A 19,279-nucleotide genomic window follows, 5' to 3' on the forward strand; every position below is an offset into this window, starting at 1 on the left:
ACTCGTCGGCCGACAGAGCGTCGGGGTCAGCTGGCTCATCAGTCGGCTCGCTGTCCGGTGGGCGACGTCGGCTTGCCGGGCGGCGGCGTGACCGCTGGCTTGATGTTGTAGAGCGTCTCGTAGATGTGCCGCACCGCAGTGCCGGAGGCGCCGGAACCCGTCCCCGCCTGGCTGATCATCATCACGACGGCATAGCGATCCGTGTAGGTCGCCATCCAGGAGGTGGTCTGCTTGCCGTAGACCTCGGCCGTGCCGGTCTTGGCGCGGATCGGCACCTGGTCGAGCGGGAAGCCGCCGAACTTCCAGGCCGCCGTCCCGGTCCGGACCGTGTCCTGCAGCGACCTGTCGATGTAACGCAGGGTCGAGGCCGACACCGGCAACTGCGAGGCCAGCTTCGGCGGGACCGGCCGGACCTTGCCACCCGGGCTGATCACCGCCTTCGCCACGCGCGGCTCCCAGAGCTTGCCGCCGTTCGACAGCGCCGCATAAACCGTTGCCATCTGCAACGGAGTGACGGTGGTGTCGCCCTGGCCGATGGAGAAGTTGACCGCGTCACCGGCGCGGTAGCGGTAGCCGTCGACGCAGAACTCGCGGGAGAACTGCTTCAGGAACGCCGAGGTGCCGGCCGGCGGGTTGTCGGCGAGCTTGCAGTAGTAGTCCTTCTGCGCGTCGTAGTACTCCTTCTTCCACTTCCGGTCGGCGATCCGGCCGGAGACCTCGCCGGGCAGGTCGATCCCGGTCGGCTTGCCGAGGCCGAACTTCTGCGCCATCTCGACCAGCGGGTCGACCGCGTTCAGGTCGCTGGAGTTGCCGCCCTCCTTCAGCCACAGCGCGTACGCGATCCGGTAGAAGAAGGTGTCGCAGGACAGCGCGAGGGCCTGGTTGAAGCCGATCATCCCGTAGGAGGCGGACTCGTAGTTCTTGAACCGGCGGTCGCCGACCTCGAAGAACGACGAGCAGTCCAGCCGGGTCTTCGGCCCGTACCCGTTGGCCATCGCGGCCGCGGTGGTGATCACCTTGAAGGTCGAGGCGGGGGCGAGTTGACCCTGCACGGCCCGCGACACCAGCGGAGTACCGGCTTTGGTCGAGTAGAGCGCGTCGAGCTCGCGTTGCGAGATGCCACCGACCCAGACACCCGGGTCGTAGTTCGGATAGCTGGCCATCGCGACCACCTGGCCGGTCTTGGTGTCCAGCACGACGGCGGCGCCGGAATCGGCGATGTACTTCTTCTTGGTGATCTTGTCGTACTGCTTGCGGGCCGTCATGATCGCGCCGCGCAGCTGGGCCTCGACCGAGGCCTGCACCCGGGCGTCGATACTCGTCATCAACGTCGAGCCCGGCACCGGCGCGGTCTGCTTCTCGATCCCGGTCGTGTAGCCGACCGCGTCGACGATCACGTTCTTGACGCCTGGCGCGCCGCGCAGCATCTGGTCGTAGGTGCGCTCGACCCCGGCCCGGCCGACCAGGTCGGAGCGGTGCGGCACCGAGTCCTGCCCGGCCTTGTCGAGCTCGTCCAGCTCGTTGGTGGTGATCGGCGACAGGTAGCCGAGGATGTGCGCCGCATTCACCTTGTACGGCGCGGGGTACGCGCGCAGCGTCGCCGATTCGGCGGCCACGCCCGGGAAGTCCTCGCGGCGCTCCATCACCTCGATCGCGACCTGCTCGCTGACGTCCTTCGCGACCGGAATCGGCTGGTACGGCGTGCCGTTCCAGCAGGCCGGCGGTTTGGAGGCGCCGGGCTCGCCGCAGAGCATCGTCCGGGCGGTCAGGTCCTTCGGCTTCTGGCCGAGCACCTTCGCCAGCCGGGCCAGCACCGCCTGCTGCTCGGAGTCGGGCAGCTTGGCCAGCACCGAGCGGTCCACGGTGATCACCAGGGAGACCCGGTTGCCGACCAGCGTCCGGCCGGCCGCGTCGACGATCGTGCCGCGCGGGGCGGGGACCAGCACCTCACGGGTGTGGTTCTGCGTCGCGGCCTGGGAGTAGTCGTCGGCCGACATGACCTGCATGTACCAAAGGCGGGCCAGCAGGGTGAACATCAGCGAGAAGACGAGCACCTGGATCACGAACAGGCGCAGCCGCGGCTTGAGCGGCGCCGGGTTGAAGCTGTCGAAACTCATCGCAGCACCCGCTGCCGCTCCCGCGCCGGCACGACGCGTCCCATCACCCACATCACCAGCGGGATCACCACGATCGCGCCGACCACGTCGTACCCTGCGGCGATGCCGAGGCGGACGCCGAACTCACCCCAGTCGACCGCCGGGTCGTGCAGCAGCGACCCGGTCGCGGAGTACACGGTCAGGGACAGCGCCGCGCCCAGCACGACGGAGAGCGCCACCCCGAGCGGGCCGACCGGAGCTGCCGAGGTCTCACGCCGGATCAGACCGGCGACATATCCCGAGAGGGCGAGCGCGAGGGCCCAGCGACCGGCGGTGTGGTCGGCCGGCGGCACCACGTCGAGCATCAGGCCGCCGAGGAAGCCGGCGATCGCACCCCACTCGGGGCCGCGGGACAGTCCCAGCGCGACGACCACGATCAGCACCAGGTCGCAGGTCACCCCGGCGACCGCGATGTGCGGCAGCAGCGAGGTCTGCACAGTGACCGCCAAGATCAGGAAGAACGCGGCCAGGGCGATCCGGATGGCAGGCATCTCAGCGGCCCTTCTCCGGCGGGACCGCAACCCGCGGCGCCCGGGCCGGCGGTCCGGTCACGACGCCGACCAGGTCGAGCCGTGTCGGGTCGACGAACGGCTTCATCAGCGCGGTCGAGCCGAGCGCGCCCTGGACCGCCGTCACCGAGGTGACCTCGCCGATCGGCACGCCCGGCACGTACGGCGCGTTGCCGCTGGAGCCCCAGGTGACGATCCGGTCGCCCACCTTGGGCCGGGCCTTCAGGTCGACCAGCTTGTAGTCCAGCGCCGCCGAGGAGCCGACCTCGCCGCGGCCGGAGACGAAGCCGAGCGCCATCGTCGAGTTCAGCCGGCCGCCGACGGTGGAGTTGCGGTCGCCGATCAGCAGCACCGTGGCGGTGGCCTCGGTGGTCCGCACGACGCGGCCCACCAGCCCGTCGCCGTTCAGTACTGTCATATCGGGTCGCACTCCGTCCGCCGTACCGGCATCGATGGTCACTGTGTGGTTGAAGCTCTGTGCACTGCCCAACCCGATCACCCGGGCCGGGGTCACGGTGAACTTCGGCGCGATCCGCAGCAGCCGGTCCAGCTCGCCCGCGCGGTTGCGGGCGTAGTCGGTGGTGCGCAGGTCGCTGACGAGTTTCTCGTTGTCCGCCGTGAGTTTTTCGTTCTCTGCTTTCAATCTATCCACTTCGGCGAACCGGTCCCGCAGGTTGTCCACAGGCTGCCGGGCGTTCGTCGCGGTGGACTCCAGCGGGCCGAACACCGACGCCGCCGCATGCCGCAGCGGCTCGACGGGTGAGCCCGCCGAGCGTCGCGCGTCCAGCACGATCAGGGTGAAGGAGGCCAGGACGACCAGCACCAGGATGGTCCGCCGGCGGCGGATCTCCCGCGGCAGACCGGCCGAACGGACCAGGCCCTTGGCCGGGGTCCCGAGGTCTTTGAGCATCGCGTGCCTTCGCTCAGCGGCGGTCGGTGACGAGGATGCGGTTCAGCGTCTCGATGTTGTCGACGCACTTGCCGGCCCCGAGTACGACGGCGTCCAGTGGGTTGTCGGCGACATGGATCGGGATCCCGGTCTCGTGCCGCAGCCGCTCGTCCATGCCCTTCAGCAGCGCGCCGCCGCCGGTCAGCACGATGCCCCGGTCGACGATGTCGCCGGCCAGCTCGGGCGGGGTCTTGTCCAGGGTGGCCTTGACCGCGTCGACGATCGCGGTGATCGGCTCCTCGATCGCCTGCCGGATGCTGGCCGAGGAGACCATCACGCTGCGCGGCAGGCCGGAGACCATGTCCCGGCCGCGGATCTCCGAGTCCGGCCCGTCCGAGGTCGGGAAGGCCGAGCCGATGGTCATCTTGATCTGCTCGGAGGTGGCCTCGCCGAGCATCAGCGAGTACTCCTTCTTGCAGTAGTTCACGACCGCCTTGTCGATCGCGTCACCGGCCACCCGGATCGACTGGCTGGTGACGATGCCGCCGAACGAGATCACCGCGACCTCGGTGGTGCCGCCGCCGATGTCGACCACCATGTTGCCGGTCGCGTCGCGGACCTCGAGGTTCGAGCCGAGGGCGGCCGCCATCGGCTCCTCGATGATGTAGACCTTGCGGGCGCCGGCCATGTAGCCGGCGTCGCGGACCGCGCGCTGCTCCACCGCGGTGATGCCGGACGGGACGCAGACCACGATCCGCGGCTTGGCGAAGTACCGGCGGCGGTGGACGCGCTGGATGAAGTAGCGCAGCATCTGCTCGGCGGCGTCGAAGTCGGCGATCACGCCGTCCTTGAGCGGCCGGATCGCGGTGATGTTGCCCGGCGTCCGGCCGATCATCTTCTTCGCCTCGGCGCCGAACGCGACCGCCTCACGCGGCTCGTCGGTGCGGATCGCGACCACGGACGGCTCGTTCAGCACGACGCCACGCCCCCGGACGTACACGAGGGTGTTGGCTGTACCGAGGTCGACCGCCATGTCGCGGCCGAGCATGCTGTTCGCCATGAAGGCGCCCTTCCGCTCGATCCGGAGTTCTCAGGCTATGTGCGCGACCTCTGTCGCCTGCGCATCGACACGGGCCCGACGAGTCCGGATTAGCAGGTCGACCGCGAACGCATAGTATCCGACCGATCACTGTCCCAGACCCGCCGGGGCGACCCGTACTACGGCAGGTCGGGGAACCAGATCTTGATCTCCCGCTCGGCCGACTCGGGCGAGTCCGAGCCGTGCACGAGGTTCTCCCGGTTGGACAGCGAGAGGTCGCCGCGGATGGTTCCCGGGGCTGCCTTGCGGCCGTCCGTCGCGCCGTTCAGGCCGCGGACCACCTCGACCGCCTCGTCGCCCTCGAGCACCAGCGCGACCAGCGGGCCGCTGGTGACGAAGGTGCGCAGCGGCGGGTAGAAGTCGCGCTCGACGTGCTCGGCGTAGTGCTGGTCGGCGAGGTCGCCGTCGATCGTGCGCAGGTCCATCGCGACGACGGCGAGGCCCTTCGCCTCGAACCGTCCGAGGACCTCCCCGACCAGGCCACGGCGTACCGTGTCGGGCTTGAGCAGGACGAGGGTGCGCTGCGACATGTCTGTTCTCTCTCCGATGCTGTTCAGGCGGGTACTGCGGCCGAGCCTAGTGGTGTCAGGTGGCTTGGGCCTGGGCGGCCTTGGCTTCGTCGATCCGGCGGCCGAGCACGATGGACGCCACCCAGAAGGCTGCGAAGGCCAGACCGAGGACGAACATCACCGGTACGACGAAGCCCAGGCCGACCGCGGCGACCTGGATCACCGAGCCGAGGATGTAGCCGAGCTGGTTGCGCAGCAGGCCGGCGGCGACGAGCGCCAGGACGGCGAGGCCGAGGCACAGCGGGAGCGCGGTACTGGGTTTCACGTCGGCGACCGAGATCATCACCGGGGTCACCAGGGCCAGGATCAGGAACTCGAAGCCGAGCACGATGCCCGCGAGCATCCTCACTGCCGGTCCCCCGCGCGCTTGCGGACCAGCAGCGTGCGCGCCTCGCCCGCGGTGATCACCGAGCCGGTGACCAGGACGCCGCCGGTGCCCATCGCGAGCGCGTTCTCCTCGGCCAGCCGGATCGCGTCGTCGATCGCGTCCAGCAGCTTGGGCCGGACCAGCACCCGGTCCTCGCCGAAGATCTCGATCGCGATCTCGCCCAGCTCGTCGGCCGGCATCGACCGCTCGAACGAGTTCCGGGTGCAGACGACGGTCTCCATGATCGGCTCGTAGGCCTCCAGGATCGCGTACACGTCCTTGTCCTTCATACAGCCCAGTACGCCGATCAGCGGCTGGAACGCGAACGCCTCGGTCACGGTCGCGGCGGTCGCCTCGGCGCCGTGCGGGTTGTGCGCGGCGTCGACGATCACCGTCGGGCTGGTCCGGACGACCTCCATCCGGCCCGGGCTGGTGACCTCGGCGAAGGCCGCCTCGACCAGCTCGCGGGTCATCCGGTCGCCCTCGTTCTGGCTGGTCGCGCCGAGCAGCGCCTCGACCGCGGCCAGCGCGGTGGCGGCGTTGTGTGCCTGGTACTCACCGTGCAGCGGCAGGAAGATGTCGTCGTACTCGCCGCCGAGACCCTTGAACGAGATCAGCTGACCGCCGACCGCGACCGAGCGGCTGACCACGCCGTACTCGAGTCCCTCGCGAGCGACCTGGGCGCCGACCTCGGCGGCCCGGCGTACCAGCACCTCGGCGACGTCGAGGCTCTGCTGCGCGATCACCGCGGTGCTGCCGGCCTTGATGATCCCGGACTTGTCCCGGGCGATGGTGACCGGATCCGAGCCGAGGATGTGCGCGTGGTCGACGGCCACCGGGGTGATCACCGCGACGGTGCCGTCGGCGACGTTGGTGGAGTCCCAGGTGCCGCCGAGACCGACCTCGATCACCGCGACGTCGACCGGCGCGTCGGCGAAGGCGGCGAAGGCCATCGCGGTCATCACCTCGAAGAACGACAGCGGGTGCTCGTTCTCGGCGTCCACCACGTCGACGTACGGCTCGATCTCGGTGTAGATCTCGACGAACCGCTGCTCGTCGATCGGCTCGCCGTTGAGCGTGATCCGCTCGCGCACGGTCTCCAGGTGGGGGCTGGTGAACCGCCCGGTCCGCAGCCCGGCCTCCCGCAGCAGCGCGTCGACCATCCGGGCGGTCGAGGTCTTGCCGTTGGTGCCGGTCAGGTGGACGACGGGATAGGCCTTCTGCGGGTCGCCGAGCAGCTCGACGAGCCGCTGGACCCGGTCCAGCGTGGGATCGATCTTGTTCTCCGGCCAACGGGCCTGGAGCTTCGCCGATACCTCGGCATAGGAGAGGTCACTCATCAGACGGCCAGTGTAGGAGGGGGTGTGGATAACCCGTCGTGAGCACCCCTTGACAACCACTAGGATTGCCGTATGACCGAGACGTCCCGCGTTCCTGACAAGCCCACCCTCGACGGCCTCGAGGAGAAGTGGGCTGCCGTATGGAAGGAGCAACAGACCTACGCCTTCGACCGTACCGCGGAGCGCGCCGACGTCTACTCGATCGACACCCCGCCGCCGACCGTCTCCGGGTCGCTGCACGTCGGGCACATCTTCAGCTACACCCACACCGACCTGGTCGCGCGGTTCCAGCGGATGCGCGGCAAGAAGGTCTTCTACCCGATCGGCTGGGACGACAACGGCCTGCCGACCGAGCGCCGGGTGCAGAACTACTACGGCGTCAAGTGCGACCCGTCGCTGCCCTACGACCCGTCGTTCGAGCCGCCGGCCAAGCCGGACGCGAAGAAGCAGGTCCCGATCTCGCGGCAGAACTTCGTCGAGCTGTGCGGTGAGCTGACCCACGTCGACGAGAAGGCGTTCGAGGCGATGTGGCGCCAGGTCGGCCTGAGCGTCGACTGGAACTACCTCTACACGACCATCTCCGAGGACTCCCGGCGCGCGTCGCAGCGCGCCTTCCTGCGCAACTTCGCCCGCGGCGAGGCGTACCTGTCCGAGGCGCCGACGATGTGGGACGTCACGTTCCAGACCGCGGTCGCGCAGGCCGAGATGGAGGCCCGCGACTACCCGGGCGCCTTCCACCGGATCGCCTTCCACGGTCCGGCCGGACCGATCTACATCGAGACCACCCGGCCCGAGTTGCTGCCGGCCTGTGTCGCGCTGATCGCGCACCCGTCCGACGAGCGGTACAAGGACCTGTTCGGTACGACGGTCCGCTCGCCGCTGTTCGACATCGAGATCCCGGTCCTGGCGCACGAGGCGGCCGAGCCCGACAAGGGCGCCGGCATCGCGATGTGCTGCACCTTCGGTGACCCGACCGACGTGATCTGGTGGCGCAACCTGCAGCTGCCGGTCCGCACCATCGTCGGGCGTGACGGCCGGCTGCTGCGCGACACCCCGGAGTGGCTCGACGGCTCGGAGCTGTACGCCGAACTGGCCGGCAAGACCATCTTCAGCGCCCGCGAGCTGGTCGTCGCCAAGCTGCGCGAGAGCGGCGATCTGGACGGCGAGCCGAAGGCGACCACCCGGAAGGCGAACTTCTACGAGAACGGCGACAAGCCGCTCGAGATCGTCTCCAGCCGGCAGTGGTACATCAAGAACGGCGGCCGCGACACCGAGCTGAAGGCCGAGTTCATCGAGCGCGGCAACGAGCTCGAGTGGGTCCCGGAGCACATGAAGCACCGGTACCTGAACTGGGTCGACGGCCTGAACGGCGACTGGCTGATCTCCCGCCAGCGCTACTTCGGCGTCCCGTTCCCGGTCTGGTACCCGCTGAACCACGAGGGCGAGCCGGACTACGCGCACCCGCTGGTCCCGCGCGAGGCCGACCTGCCGATCGACCCGACCTCGCAGGTCCCGGGTGGATACGACGAGTCGCAGCGCGGCAAGCCGGGCGGCTTCGTCGCGGAGCCGGACGTGATGGACACCTGGGCGACCTCGTCGCTCAGCCCGCACATCGTCTGCGGCTGGGAGCGCGACAACGACCTGTTCGAGCGCACCTTCCCGATGGACCTGAACACGCACGCGCACGAGATCATCCGCACCTGGCTGTTCTCCCGCGTCGTCCGGGCGCACTTCGAGAACGGCACCCTGCCGTGGGCGCGGTCGATGATCTCCGGCTTCGTCGTCGACCCGGACCGCAAGAAGATGTCGAAGTCCAAGGGCAACGCGGTGGTCCCGTCGGAGATCCTGGAGAAGTTCGGCTCCGACGCGGTCCGCTGGCGCGCGGCGATGGCCCGGCCGGGGATGGACTCGCCGTTCGACGAGTCGCAGATGAAGGTCGGCCGCCGGCTCGCGATCAAGGTCCTGAACGCCTCGAAGTTTGTGCTGTCGTTCGGTGCCACCTCGGTCGACGCGAGCGCGGTCACCGAGCCCGTCGACCTGGCGATGCTGGCCCAACTGCGGACGGCGACCGAGGAAGCGACGGCTGCCTTCGACCGGTACGACTACACCGGTGCGCTCGAAGCCGCCGAGCGGTTCTTCTGGAGCTTCTGCGACGACTACGTCGAGCTGGTCAAGGAGCGCGCGTACGGCGGTCACGGCGAAGCGGGCGCCACCTCGGCGAAGGCCGCGCTGGCTGTCGCCCTGTCGGTCCAGCTGCGACTGCTCGCGCCGTACCTGCCGTTCGCGACCGAAGAGGTCTGGTCGTGGTGGCAGGAAGGCTCGATCCACACCACGTCGTGGCCGGTCCCGGAGGTCGACATCGCGTCGGCCGAGCAGGACCCGGCGGTTCTTGACGCGGTCGCCGAGGTGCTGGCCGGAATCCGGGGCGCCAAGTCGACCGCTCAGGTCTCGATGAAGACCGAGGTCTCCAAGGTCGAGGTCAGCGGGCCTGCCGCGCGTCTCGGTCTGGCGGAGCGCGCCGAGGTCGATCTCCGGGCGGCCGGGCGGATCACCGGCGAGATCCTGTGGAGCCCGGACGAGTCGGACGAGGTCTCTGTTATCGCCGCGCTCTGAGCGGTCCTGGCCGGTCGGCGTTGGTCGGTCAGCTCGGGCTGTTTGTTCGGTGCGCCCGTCTCTTCTGAGGCGGGCGCGCTGCTTTTGTCTGCAGTGCAGTTGGTGGGTGCGGCTACTGGGTTCACCGGGCCGACTACCCTGCGGCGTCATCTTGTTTTGATATGAAACGATCGGGGCTACTTAGCCAACCCCCGGCGATCCCGTCCGCGCGCCCCGAGGAGCACTTGATGAGCACCCCCACCACCCCTGGCCCGGACGACAAGCCCAAGCAGTCAGCCCTTCCCCCGCAGACGCCGCTCCCGAAGCAGACGCCACTGCCGCCTCAGACGCCGTTGACTCCGGCCGCTTCGACCACGCCTGCCACGTCGACGACGCCCGCTGCCTCGACTCCGCCCGCCGCCGCGACCAGCACGGGTGATGCTCCGGCCGGCGCGAAGGCTGCGGCTGAGGCTGATACCCAGTCGATTCCGGCGCAGCCCAAGGCAGCCAAGGCTGATGAAGCCAAACCCAAAGCCGACGGCGCGAAGAAGGGCCCGTGGTGGAAGGCCCCGCTGCGCTGGGTGAAGGGCATCCAGTGGCGACGGAATCCCTGGGTCACCGTCGGCGGAGTGGTCCTGGCATTGCTGGTGGTCGCCGCAGTCGGGTACTTCGGTGGCCTCGGCCCGATGAGCCGGTTGAACACGGCTCGCGGGATCGAGCCGCCCGCGAAGCTGGCCGGGCTGGACCGCGTGACCGACACGCAGATCCGCGAGCAGTTGAAGCTGGACCAGACCCGGGACGCGTTGAGCCGGATCAACGACGGCAAGCAGGCGACGGTCGAGGCGTACGGGAATCTCGACGGTCAGCGGCTGTTCGTGGTGATCGCGTTGCGGGGCAAGGTCGACATCGACAAGACGATCAAGGATTCGGGCGCCACCCCCGAGATGGTCAAAGAGGTCGGGCAGTCCACCTGTGTCGAGTCGAGCAGCACGCTGCCGACGCAGTGCTACCGCGGGTCGAACACCCTCACGGTGATCGCCCAGGCGGCCAACGACGGGGTCAGCGTGAACGACGTCGGTCCATTGGCCGACGAGGCGTTCACGGCGATGAAGTAGGGGCGATGAAGTAGCTCAGGCGAGCAGGCCCGCGAGGGCGATCATCACCGGGATCGACAGCAACGTGCTCAGCAGTACCGCGCTTCGCGCCAGGCGTCGCGCGGCGCGGTACTGCACGGCGTACACGTAGACGTTCTGGGCGGTCGGCAGCGCGGCCAGCAGAACGGGCGCGAGCAGCGCTGCGCCTTCCAGCCCGAGGAGGAAGCGCCCGACGGAGTACGCGACCAGTGGCTGCACGAGCGTCTTCAGTACGACGGCCAGCGCCACGTCGCGATCGAGGTTGACCGAGTCCTTCGCGCCACTCAGGCTCAACCCATAGGCCACCAGCGCGATCGGCACCGCCGCCGCGGCCACCAGGTCGATCGGGCGCATCACCAGCGACGGCAGCTGGATCCCGACCGCGGCGAACAGCAAGCCGAGCAGCGACGCGACTGACAGCGGGTTTCGCAGCGGCCGAGTGAGCAGCGTGCCCAGCGAGGCTCGTCGGCCGCTCCCCTGCCGATCCCCGTCCAGGATCGCGAACGCGACCGGCGCCATCACCAGCAACTGGAACAACACGATCGGCGCGACCAGCGCCCCGTCGCCGAGCACGTACGCCGCGACCGGTACGCCGAGGTTGCCCGCGTTCACGTACGACGCCGCCAGTACGCCGACCGTCGCCTCCGACCGGCTGCGCCGCCACAGCAGCACGGCGACCAGCAGATACAGCACCTGGACGACGAACACACCGGCCAGGTTGGTCAGCAGCACCGGCGAGAAGATCGCGTGCAGATCGGCCCGGGCGACCGTGGTGAACAGCAAGGCGGGTGTCGCGACGAAGAACGCGAACCTGGAGAGCACCAGCTCGTCCTCGGGCCGCAGTACGCCGGCCAGGCCGACCAGATATCCCAGGACGGCGACCGCAACGAGTGCGACGAAGGCGGCGACGACGGCACTCACTCCAGCGATCGTAGCTGAAACGGTTCATCTGCAAGTTACTGACATGAAAGGCTGCTGGATGGAAAGATTCCACCAAAACCCCGAAGGATGGCCGCCATGACTCGTCCCCGCAGCAGCCGCACCCTCGCCGGAGTGACGGCGCTCGCCGCGCTGATCATCACTCCAGCAGGCAGCGCCCTTGCCCAGAGCCCCAGCCCAGACACCGCAAAGCCCGTCGTCCAGTACGCCGCCAACGTCCTCCCGCTCGGCGATGCAGATCTCGTCGAGACGCGCACCGCCACCGCGCTCGCGAAGGGCGTCACCCTGACCCGCATCGTCCGCGGCACCGATCCCGCCCCGGCCGACCAGATCAACACCACGCCGCGCGGCCCGTGGGTCGTCAACGTGCTCACCATCGACCCGCGCAAGGCGAGAGGAGAACTGAAGGCCACCTACGGCCCCGACCTCGCCAAGGTCGAGAAGACCACCGACCTGGTCCGTACTGCGGGCGCCCTGGCCGGCGTCAACGCCTCGTTCTTCACGTTCACCGCCAGCGCCCTCTACCCCGGCGACCCGGTCGGCCTCGGCATCTTCGACGGCAAGCTGCTCAGCGAACCGCTGACCGACCCGGCCGAGGCCAACTTCATCATCGATGCCAAGAGCAACAAAGCGGTGATGGGCCACCTGACCTGGACCGGCACGGTCAAGAACCCGAAGACCGGCGCGACCCTGCCGCTCGAGTTCGTCAACCATCCACCGGTGATCCCGGCCGCCTGCGCCACTCTCCCAGCCCAGACCTCCTGCACCGAGCCAGGCGACGTCACCCTGTTCACCCCCGAGTTCGCCGCCACCACCCCGGCCGGCGCAGGCATCGAGGTCGTCCTCGACCGCGACGGCTGCGTCGAGCGAGTCGCAGCCACCCGCGGCACGAGCCTGACCAAGAACCAGACCTCCCTGCAGGCCACGGGCAGCGACTCGAACGCACTCCTCGGCATGGTCTCCCACACCTGCCTGAAGACCGACCTCGCCGTCGCCAACGAGTACGGCACCAACCTCAAGCTGAAGAAGGACCTGTACGGCGTCACCGGCCGCTACCGCCTCACCGCCAACGGCCAGATCGTCGTCCCGGCCGGCACCGGCAGCTTCTTCGACCGCAACCCGCGCACGATCGTCGGCGCCGCCGCCGACGGCAAGCTCACGCTGGCCACCATCGACGGCCGCCAGACCACCAGCATCGGCACCACGATGGACGAGACGGCCGCGGTCGCCCAGGCGCTCGGCCTGCACGACGCGATCAACCTGGACGGCGGCGGCTCGACCGCGATGGCGGTCAACGGCGCGCTCGTCAGCCACCCGAGCGGCACGAACGGCGCCGAGCGGGCCGTTGGCGACGCCCTGATCTATGTCGAGAAATAAGGCCTAGTACACAAGGAGAATCCAGGCAGACGACGCTGTCTGCCTGGATTCTCCAGCTCTTGAACCAACCTCAGAAGTTGCTGTTCGAGATGCCCTGTCCGAGGATCACCTGGTCATAGGTGTTCCCGTCGTTGTCATCGGTGTAGGCGACCGCCACCTCCGACCAGGGCGAGACCGCGACCACCATCTGCTCCTGCCGCCCCGGCGTCACCTGGCTCAACTGCTGGGCCGACAACCGCGGCGCGTCCGTAGTACCGCTCGGATTGAAGCCGCGGACCCAGACGTCGAGATCAGTGGCCTGCGCCGTCCAGCCGACGACGCTGTTGGCCTGATCGTCGATGCCCACCGAAGGAAGCTTGCCGGTGGCAACGACCTGCAGATCGGTGAAGCGCGCGGCGCCGGTGCCGGTGAAGCTGCGGGTCCACGATCCCGCTCCCGACTCCCACGCGACCGCGAAGTCGCCGTTGAAGTTGGCGGCGACCGACGCGTGCAGCTGCGCCCCGGCGGTGGTGGCATTCGCCGTACGCCGAGACAGGTTGACCGCGCCGTTGGTACGAGCCAGGCCGACCAGCCCCACGTTGTACGCCGTATCGGTGGACCCGTCGTCCCAGACCACCACAGCGTCGCCCGAGGCCGAGACCGCGACATCAGGGTTGTGATGCTGCCCGGTGGTCGTGGAGGCGGTGACCTCCCACGCCCGCGTCGTCGGTCCGGTGAACCCGGCCGCCTTGATGGTCGGCAGCGCACCGGCAGGCGTCTGAAGGTCCTCCCACACCACGGTGAAGGCGACGGCAGCACTCGAAGGCGCACCATCCGGGTCGACCGCAACCCGCGGGAACCGCTGCTGGCCGTCCGAATTGCTGTTGGCGCTACCTGATGCCGTGACGGTCCCGGCTGTGTTCACCACGCGGTACGGCACGTTGTAGTAGCCGTTGCCATCCGGATCGTCGGCCCACACCACAACGGCGTTGCCCTTGTCGTCCAGCCCGACATCCGGGTGCAGGTGCCGCCAGGTGGTGACCCCACTGCCCCCGGCGGCAGACAGCTTCTTCTCGTAGAGCGCTGTCCCATTGCGATACAGCCGCAGGAAGACCTCGCTGTGGGTGTTGTCGGCGGCATCGGTCGTATCCCGGTCGTCCTCCCAGACCACAGCGACGTACCCATTGCGGTTGGTCGCGACAGCTGGCGCATCCTGATCCCCGGACGCCACACTGTTCGCGGTCGACCAGGTCGGCGTCACGACGGCAGCGTGGGCCGCGGGGACCACGAAACTGAACAGGAGCGAGGGAACGGCGACAGCGGTGGCGACTAGCTTCTTCTTCATCGCTGCTCCTCTCAGACTGCCTGAAGGCCGGGCTGGCCCTCTTGGATCACGAAGGACTTCGCGGTGGACACCGCGGCGTCATGCTCCGAAACCTTCGCCACGGCGCGGAAATCGGCCCGCAGCTGGGTCGGCGACACGGTGGTCCGGATGTAGCCGCGGCGGTTGTTGAAGAACTTGAGCCACGGGTTGTTGCCGACGTCCGGGATCGCGGTGGCGCCGTCGCCGTCACCGCTCGACGTGACCGAGCTGGTGACGAGCTCGCTGCCGATCACGGCCGAGTTCGCGTTGTTGTAGTCAGCCATCAGGTTGCTGGCCCACGCCCGGTGCACGTCTCCGGTGAGGACCACAGGGTTCCGTACGCCGCGGTTGACCCAGCCCTGCTGGATCCGGGCCCGGGAGGCGCGGTAGCCGTCCCACGAGTCCATGCTCGCCCCGGTCGAGTTGAAGCGCCGGGCGAAGAACACCTGCTGCCCGATGATGTCCCAGGTCGCCGCCTTCTGGTTGAGCCCGTCCAGCAGCCACGTCTCCTGGGCGTTGCCCGGCAGACTCCGGGAGGCGAGGTCTGCGTCCGAGCAGATCTTCCAGCCGTCACCACAGGCCTGGTCGTTGCGGTACTGACGTGTGTCGAGCATGTGGAAGGTAGCGAGCTTGCCCCACTGCAGACGCCGGTAGAGCGGGATCGACGCGCCACTTGGCGACTGCGCCGGCCGCAGCGGCATGTTCTCGTAGTACGCCCGGTACGCCGCCGTACGGCGAGCAGTCCACTGCGCCGCGGTCAGCGAAGGCGTGCTGTCGGCACGGATGTTGCCGGCGTGGTTGTTCTCCACCTCATGGTCATCCGGTACGACGATCCACGGCGCGACCGCATGCGCCGCCTGCAGATCCGGATCCGACTTGTACTGCGCATAGCGTCGCCGGTAGTCCGCCAGCGTCGTGATCTCGGTACCACCCAGGTGCAGCCGGGTCCGGCCCGCAGTAGCCGGGTACTCGTAGATGTAGTCGCCCAGGAACAGGATGAGACCCGGGTTGTCCTCAGCCATCCGCCGGTACGCCGTGTAGTAGCCCTCCTCGTAGTGCGCGCACGAGGTGAACGCCATGGTCAGGTCACGGCCATTGGTACCGGCCGCAGGCGCAGTACGGGTGCGGCCGACGGGTGAGACGTGTCCCTGGGCACGGAAGCGGTAGAAGTAGTCCGAGTCGGGGTTGAGCCCGCTGGCGATCACATGCACCGAGTGCGCCGCCCCGTACGTCGCAGTGACGGCACCCGACGCGACCAGCGTGCTGAAGGACTCGGTGGTCGACACCTGCCAGTCCACGGCGACGTTGGCGTTCGCCATCCCGCCCTGGCCGTCCGCGTTGAGCGGCGACGGCGCCAGCCGGGTCCACAGCACGACGCTGCTCGCGTCCGGCTCACCGGAGGCGATGCCCAGCTGGAACGGGTACGGGACGGCCGCGGTGGCGGAGATGATGCTGGAGCGGGCGGGCAGCGCGGTGGCACCTGCCGCCGCGAGTCCGCCGAGGACAAGAGTTCGACGACTGATGGGGTTCATGGGCCTCACCTTCCGAGGTGCGCATTGGGGCGGTCGGTGCCCATGATCCCCATCAAGCCGTAACTTTCCTACACCTTGTCCTACCGGACAACCGCTCCTTGGATGAATTTCTGGGTGGCCGGCACCGGGTCGAAGGGCTTGCGGTCCTGCTGACACGTGCTGCCGTCGGCGGGCGCCTTGAGCTGCGTCAGGTACTCCGTGATCCGGGCGTCGGCACACCGGCTCTTGAGCAGCGTGGTGTGTCCCCAGCCCTCGACCGTGAGCATCCGCGCGTCGGGGTACAGGTCGGAGTACGGGCGGGTCGCCTGGTACGGCGTGGCCGGGTCGTACCGGGTGCCGATCACCAGCACCGGCGACTTCACCTTGTTCTCCCACGGGCCGAGGAACGCGTCGCTGTCCCGGACCGGCAGGAACTCACATGTCAGGCCCACCCACGACCGCATCCGGCCGAAGTGCGGCGCGCGCTGGTTCGCCTGGTCCGCCCATGCCGGGTAGGCCAGCGGGCGGCCGGTCTGCTTCGAGTCGACGCAGAACTGCAGGGACTCGCCGATCGACGAGTACTCCTCCTTGCGGTTGTTCCAGTCCAGCAGTGCCTTCGGCGCCGGCACGGACGCGGCCTTGGCGGTCGCCTTCGGGGCAACGGCCAGCGCTCGGTAGAAGTCAGCCAGCTCCGGCCAGATGACCGGCTCGTACAGGTACTGGAAGGTCAGTCCGACCGCGTCCTGGTACGTCACCGCCTCCTTGGTGCCGTCGGGAAGCGTCACGGTGATCGGGTTCGCCTTGAGGCGCGTCAACACGCCCTCCACGACCGTGGCCGGGTCACCGAGCTTCGCGACCTCGCACTGGGCGGGGCCGGCCTTCTTGCACTCCGCCTTGAACTGCGTGAAGGTCTCCGCCGCCCCCTCGCTCTGCCGCAGCCGTACGCCGACCGGCCGGCGGTCGCCATCCGAACCGGAGTACCAGGAGGGCAACAGGGTGCCGTCGAGCACGAGCGCACGCACGTTGTTCGGGAAGAACTTCGCGTACGTCGCACCGAGGTCGGTGCCGTAGGAGTAGCCGATGTAGGACAGCTTCTTGTCACCGACCGCCTGCCGGAGCAGGTCCATGTCCCGCGCGACATTGGCCGTCGAGAAGTGTGCGAGCCGGTCGGGTGAGGTGGTCAGGCAACTGACGGCGAGCTTCAGATTCGCTTTGATATAAGCCCTGTCCTCGGCCGGCGTGGTCGGGAACCCTGCCACCGCGCCCTGGATCGCAGCGGCCTCCTCAGCCGCCGTTGGGTAGCACGTCACCGGATCCGACTTGCCGACGCCTCGCGGATCGAAGCCCAGGATGTCGAACTGCGCGCGAACCTCAGGCGTGTAGGCGATCTGCGCAGCCTGCTGGACGAACGGAACGCCCGGACCGCCAGGACCACCCGGGTTGGTGAACAGCGTGCCGATCCTGCGTGCCGGATCGCTGGCGGGCAACCGAGTCAGCGCGATCGTCGTAGTGGCACCACGTGGACGGTCGTAGTCGGTCGGGACCTCCACAGTCGCGCACTGGAAGGGTTTCAGGGCAGGAGTGTCGCCGCAGCTCCCCCAGTTGATCTTGGGTACCAGTGGTTGTTGCGGCGCGGCAGAGGCAGTAGCGGTCGGTACTACGAGCGCAGTGGCGGCCAGGACGGCAGCTACTCGGTTAGCGGTTCTCATGGGTCTCCTTAGCGACAGCAGCGGCGGCAGTGAAGGGCTTGTAGTCCTGCTGGCAACTGGTGCCGTCGGCAGGCGCCTTCAGGGTCGTCAGGTACGTCGTGATGCGGGCGTCGGCGCAGCTGCTCTTGAAGAGCGCGGTGTGGCCGAAGCCTTCGACTGTGAGCATCCGGGCGTCGGGGAACAGGTCGGAGTACGGGCGAGTGGCCTGGTACGGCGTGGCCGGGTCGTAGCGCGTACCGATCACCAGTACCGGCGGCTTCACCTGGTTTGGCCAGGGACCCTTGAACGCGTCGGCGTCCCGGATCGGCAGGAACTCGCACGGCAGGCTGAGCCAGGCGCGTAGCCGACCGAAGTGAGGTGCAGCCTTGTCGGCAGCATCGGCGTACGCGGGGTAGGACAGCGGCCGTCCGGTCGACGGACTCTCGATGCAGGGCTGCATGCCCTGGGCAAGCGACGCGTACTCCTCCCTGTGCTTGGTCCAATCGATCAGGGCGGCCGGCGCTTTCACTCCAGCGGTCTTGCTCTTCGCCGAGGTCACCAGCTGGCTGTACATGTCCGCGAGATTCGACCAGCCGGCCGGGTCGTACAGGTTCTGAAAGGCCACGAACACAGCGACCTGGTAGGTCACGGTGGTCGTGGTCCCGTCCGGCTGCGTCACGACGACCGGATGCGTCTTGAGCCGCTCGAAGAGGTTCTCGACGACCGTCGACGGATCACCTAGCTTGGCCAGCGAACACCGTGCCGGGCCGGCCATCTTGCACTCGGCCTTGAACTGCGTGAAGGCTTCCGCGGCGCCGTCACCTTGCCTGATCCGTACGCCGAACGGCCGCTGGTCGCCATCCGAACCGGAGTACCAGGCGGGGTTGAGGGTTCCGTCGAGGACCAGCGCGCGGACCTTCGTCGGGAACAGCTTCGCGTAGGTGGCGCCGAGATACGTGCCGTAGGAGTAGCCGAAGTAGGTCAGCTTGTCGTCGCCGACCGACTGCCGGAGAAGATCCAGGTCGCGGGCAACGTTCGCCGTCGACATATGGGCGAGCTTGTCTCCCGCGCGGGCGCTGCAGTTCAGACCGACGCCGACGCCCCAACCGATCGCGGACCGCTCCTCGGCGCGGGTGACAGGGAACTCCGGCTGGCTGGTGAGCACCTTGTGCTCCTCGGCCTCGGTCCGGTAGCAGGTCGCCGGATCTGATTGGCCCACTCCCCGCGGATCGAAGCCGAGGATGTCGAACTGTGCCCTGACCTGCGGCGAGTACGCGGTCTGGCCGAGCTGCTGAACGAACGGGACGCCTGGACCACCGGGGCCACCTGGGTTGGTGAACAACGTGCCGATGCGACGAGCCGGGTCGCCGGCGGGCAGCCGGGTCAGCGCGATGGTGGTGGTCGGACCGCGCGGGTGGTCGTAGTCGGTCGGCACCTTCACAGTGGCGCACTGGAAGGGTTTCAGCGCCGGGGTGTCGCCGCAGCTCCCCCAGTTGATCTTCGGCATGGCCGGCTTGGGCGCAGCGGACGCGGTGACACCCGGTACTACGAGAGCCAGGCCGGCCAGTAGGGCCGAGACGCGCAGGGCGGTACGTGAACTCATGGATTCCCCAGGGAGTCGACGGTTCGGACGGTGTCGACGCTATGGCTGGAGACCGTCGGTGCGAGTCCGCCAACGGAAGGAGGCCGGTCATCCGCCTGTCAGCGGATGCCGGCCCCTCTCAGGAGTGAAGCTGCTGCACGCAGCTCACCCGTAGTACGGATTGCC

General features: G+C 68.6%; 15 protein-coding genes. 3 read left to right on the forward strand and 12 right to left on the reverse strand.

Annotated elements, in window-relative coordinates; all coding sequences use genetic code 11:
• Positions 1-38 precede the first annotated feature (38 nt).
• From mrdA to AB0P21_RS09195, 7 genes are all read right to left on the reverse strand, one after another.
• Positions 39-2,117 (reverse strand): penicillin-binding protein 2, encoded by a 2,079-nt coding sequence (mrdA, locus tag AB0P21_RS09165; protein ID WP_363695083.1) that lies wholly within the window; start codon positions 2,115-2,117, stop codon positions 39-41.
• The gene (gene mreD / locus AB0P21_RS09170) at positions 2,114-2,647 is read right to left on the reverse strand and encodes a rod shape-determining protein MreD (RefSeq protein WP_363695084.1); all 534 of its coding nucleotides are present in this window, start codon (positions 2,645-2,647) and stop codon (positions 2,114-2,116) included. Before mreD ends, mrdA begins: the two co-directional genes overlap by 4 nt.
• Position 2,648: 1 nt before the next feature.
• Entirely contained in the window at positions 2,649-3,575 is a 927-nt protein-coding gene (gene mreC, locus AB0P21_RS09175) for a rod shape-determining protein MreC (protein ID WP_363695086.1), read from the reverse strand.
• 13 nt (positions 3,576-3,588) lie between these two features.
• Positions 3,589-4,614 carry a rod shape-determining protein gene (locus AB0P21_RS09180; RefSeq protein WP_363695088.1) on the reverse strand — a complete coding sequence of 342 codons (1,026 nt, stop codon included), beginning with the start codon at positions 4,612-4,614 and terminating at the stop codon, positions 3,589-3,591.
• 158 nt (positions 4,615-4,772) lie between these two features.
• Entirely contained in the window at positions 4,773-5,183 is a 411-nt protein-coding gene (gene ndk, locus AB0P21_RS09185) for a nucleoside-diphosphate kinase (RefSeq protein WP_270131885.1), read from the reverse strand.
• Positions 5,184-5,238: 55 nt separating this feature from the next.
• Positions 5,239-5,565 (reverse strand): DUF4233 domain-containing protein, encoded by a 327-nt coding sequence (locus AB0P21_RS09190; protein ID WP_363696467.1) that lies wholly within the window; start codon positions 5,563-5,565, stop codon positions 5,239-5,241.
• A gap of 2 nt (positions 5,566-5,567) precedes the next feature.
• Positions 5,568-6,929: a folylpolyglutamate synthase/dihydrofolate synthase family protein gene (locus tag AB0P21_RS09195; protein WP_363695090.1), complete on the reverse strand. Its 1,362-nt coding sequence runs from the start codon at positions 6,927-6,929 to the stop codon at positions 5,568-5,570.
• Positions 6,930-7,001: 72 nt separating this feature from the next.
• On the opposite strand from AB0P21_RS09195, the gene valS reads away from it, so the two are divergent.
• Both valS and AB0P21_RS09205 read left to right on the forward strand, forming a co-directional pair.
• Positions 7,002-9,542 (forward strand): valine--tRNA ligase, encoded by a 2,541-nt coding sequence (gene valS / locus AB0P21_RS09200; RefSeq protein ID WP_363695092.1) that lies wholly within the window; start codon positions 7,002-7,004, stop codon positions 9,540-9,542.
• Between the two features lie 227 nt (positions 9,543-9,769).
• Complete coding sequence (locus AB0P21_RS09205; RefSeq protein ID WP_363695093.1) at positions 9,770-10,636, forward strand: hypothetical protein; 867 nt, start codon at positions 9,770-9,772, stop codon at positions 10,634-10,636.
• A gap of 15 nt (positions 10,637-10,651) precedes the next feature.
• Here the strand turns inward: AB0P21_RS09205 and AB0P21_RS09210 are convergent, their stop codons facing one another.
• Complete coding sequence (locus tag AB0P21_RS09210) at positions 10,652-11,575, reverse strand: AEC family transporter (RefSeq protein WP_363695095.1); 924 nt, start codon at positions 11,573-11,575, stop codon at positions 10,652-10,654.
• Between the two features lie 96 nt (positions 11,576-11,671).
• Between AB0P21_RS09210 and AB0P21_RS09215 the strand changes: the two genes are divergently transcribed.
• A complete protein-coding gene (locus AB0P21_RS09215; RefSeq protein ID WP_363695097.1) occupies positions 11,672-12,970 on the forward strand; it encodes a phosphodiester glycosidase family protein in 1,299 nt (432 codons plus the stop codon).
• A gap of 70 nt (positions 12,971-13,040) precedes the next feature.
• Here AB0P21_RS09215 and AB0P21_RS09220 read toward each other — a convergent pair whose 3' ends face one another.
• From AB0P21_RS09220 to AB0P21_RS09235, 4 genes are all read right to left on the reverse strand, one after another.
• Positions 13,041-14,294 carry a hypothetical protein gene (locus AB0P21_RS09220; RefSeq protein WP_363695098.1) on the reverse strand — a complete coding sequence of 418 codons (1,254 nt, stop codon included), beginning with the start codon at positions 14,292-14,294 and terminating at the stop codon, positions 13,041-13,043.
• An 11-nt stretch (positions 14,295-14,305) separates the two neighbouring features.
• Positions 14,306-15,844: an alkaline phosphatase D family protein gene (locus tag AB0P21_RS09225; protein WP_363695100.1), complete on the reverse strand. Its 1,539-nt coding sequence runs from the start codon at positions 15,842-15,844 to the stop codon at positions 14,306-14,308.
• Positions 15,845-15,924: 80 nt separating this feature from the next.
• The gene (locus AB0P21_RS09230; protein WP_363695102.1) at positions 15,925-17,532 is read right to left on the reverse strand and encodes an alpha/beta hydrolase; all 1,608 of its coding nucleotides are present in this window, start codon (positions 17,530-17,532) and stop codon (positions 15,925-15,927) included.
• Positions 17,519-19,114, reverse strand: a complete 1,596-nt coding sequence (locus tag AB0P21_RS09235) for an alpha/beta hydrolase (protein WP_363695104.1) — start codon at positions 19,112-19,114, stop codon at positions 17,519-17,521. Before AB0P21_RS09235 ends, AB0P21_RS09230 begins: the two co-directional genes overlap by 14 nt.
• Between the last annotated feature and the right edge of the window lie 165 nt (positions 19,115-19,279).

The sequence above is a fragment of the Kribbella sp. NPDC056861 genome (genome assembly GCF_040687575.1).
Taxonomy (GTDB): Bacteria; Actinomycetota; Actinomycetes; order Propionibacteriales; family Kribbellaceae; genus Kribbella.

Bases quoted from the DNA above. Each gene is read 5' to 3' on its own strand.
- mrdA (WP_363695083.1), bottom strand. From the start codon at position 2,117: ATGAGTTTCGACAGCTTCAACCCGGCGCCGCTCAAGCCGCGGCTGCGC.
- mreD (WP_363695084.1), bottom strand. From the start codon at position 2,647: ATGCCTGCCATCCGGATCGCCCTGGCCGCGTTCTTCCTGATCTTGGCG.
- mreC (WP_363695086.1), bottom strand. From the start codon at position 3,575: ATGCTCAAAGACCTCGGGACCCCGGCCAAGGGCCTGGTCCGTTCGGCC.
- AB0P21_RS09180 (WP_363695088.1), bottom strand. From the start codon at position 4,614: ATGGCGAACAGCATGCTCGGCCGCGACATGGCGGTCGACCTCGGTACA.
- ndk (WP_270131885.1), bottom strand. From the start codon at position 5,183: ATGTCGCAGCGCACCCTCGTCCTGCTCAAGCCCGACACGGTACGCCGT.
- AB0P21_RS09190 (WP_363696467.1), bottom strand. From the start codon at position 5,565: ATGCTCGCGGGCATCGTGCTCGGCTTCGAGTTCCTGATCCTGGCCCTG.
- AB0P21_RS09195 (WP_363695090.1), bottom strand. From the start codon at position 6,929: ATGAGTGACCTCTCCTATGCCGAGGTATCGGCGAAGCTCCAGGCCCGT.
- valS (WP_363695092.1), top strand. From the start codon at position 7,002: ATGACCGAGACGTCCCGCGTTCCTGACAAGCCCACCCTCGACGGCCTC.
- AB0P21_RS09205 (WP_363695093.1), top strand. From the start codon at position 9,770: ATGAGCACCCCCACCACCCCTGGCCCGGACGACAAGCCCAAGCAGTCA.
- AB0P21_RS09215 (WP_363695097.1), top strand. From the start codon at position 11,672: ATGACTCGTCCCCGCAGCAGCCGCACCCTCGCCGGAGTGACGGCGCTC.
- AB0P21_RS09220 (WP_363695098.1), bottom strand. From the start codon at position 14,294: ATGAAGAAGAAGCTAGTCGCCACCGCTGTCGCCGTTCCCTCGCTCCTG.
- AB0P21_RS09225 (WP_363695100.1), bottom strand. From the start codon at position 15,844: ATGAACCCCATCAGTCGTCGAACTCTTGTCCTCGGCGGACTCGCGGCG.
- AB0P21_RS09230 (WP_363695102.1), bottom strand. From the start codon at position 17,532: ATGAGAACCGCTAACCGAGTAGCTGCCGTCCTGGCCGCCACTGCGCTC.
- AB0P21_RS09235 (WP_363695104.1), bottom strand. From the start codon at position 19,114: ATGAGTTCACGTACCGCCCTGCGCGTCTCGGCCCTACTGGCCGGCCTG.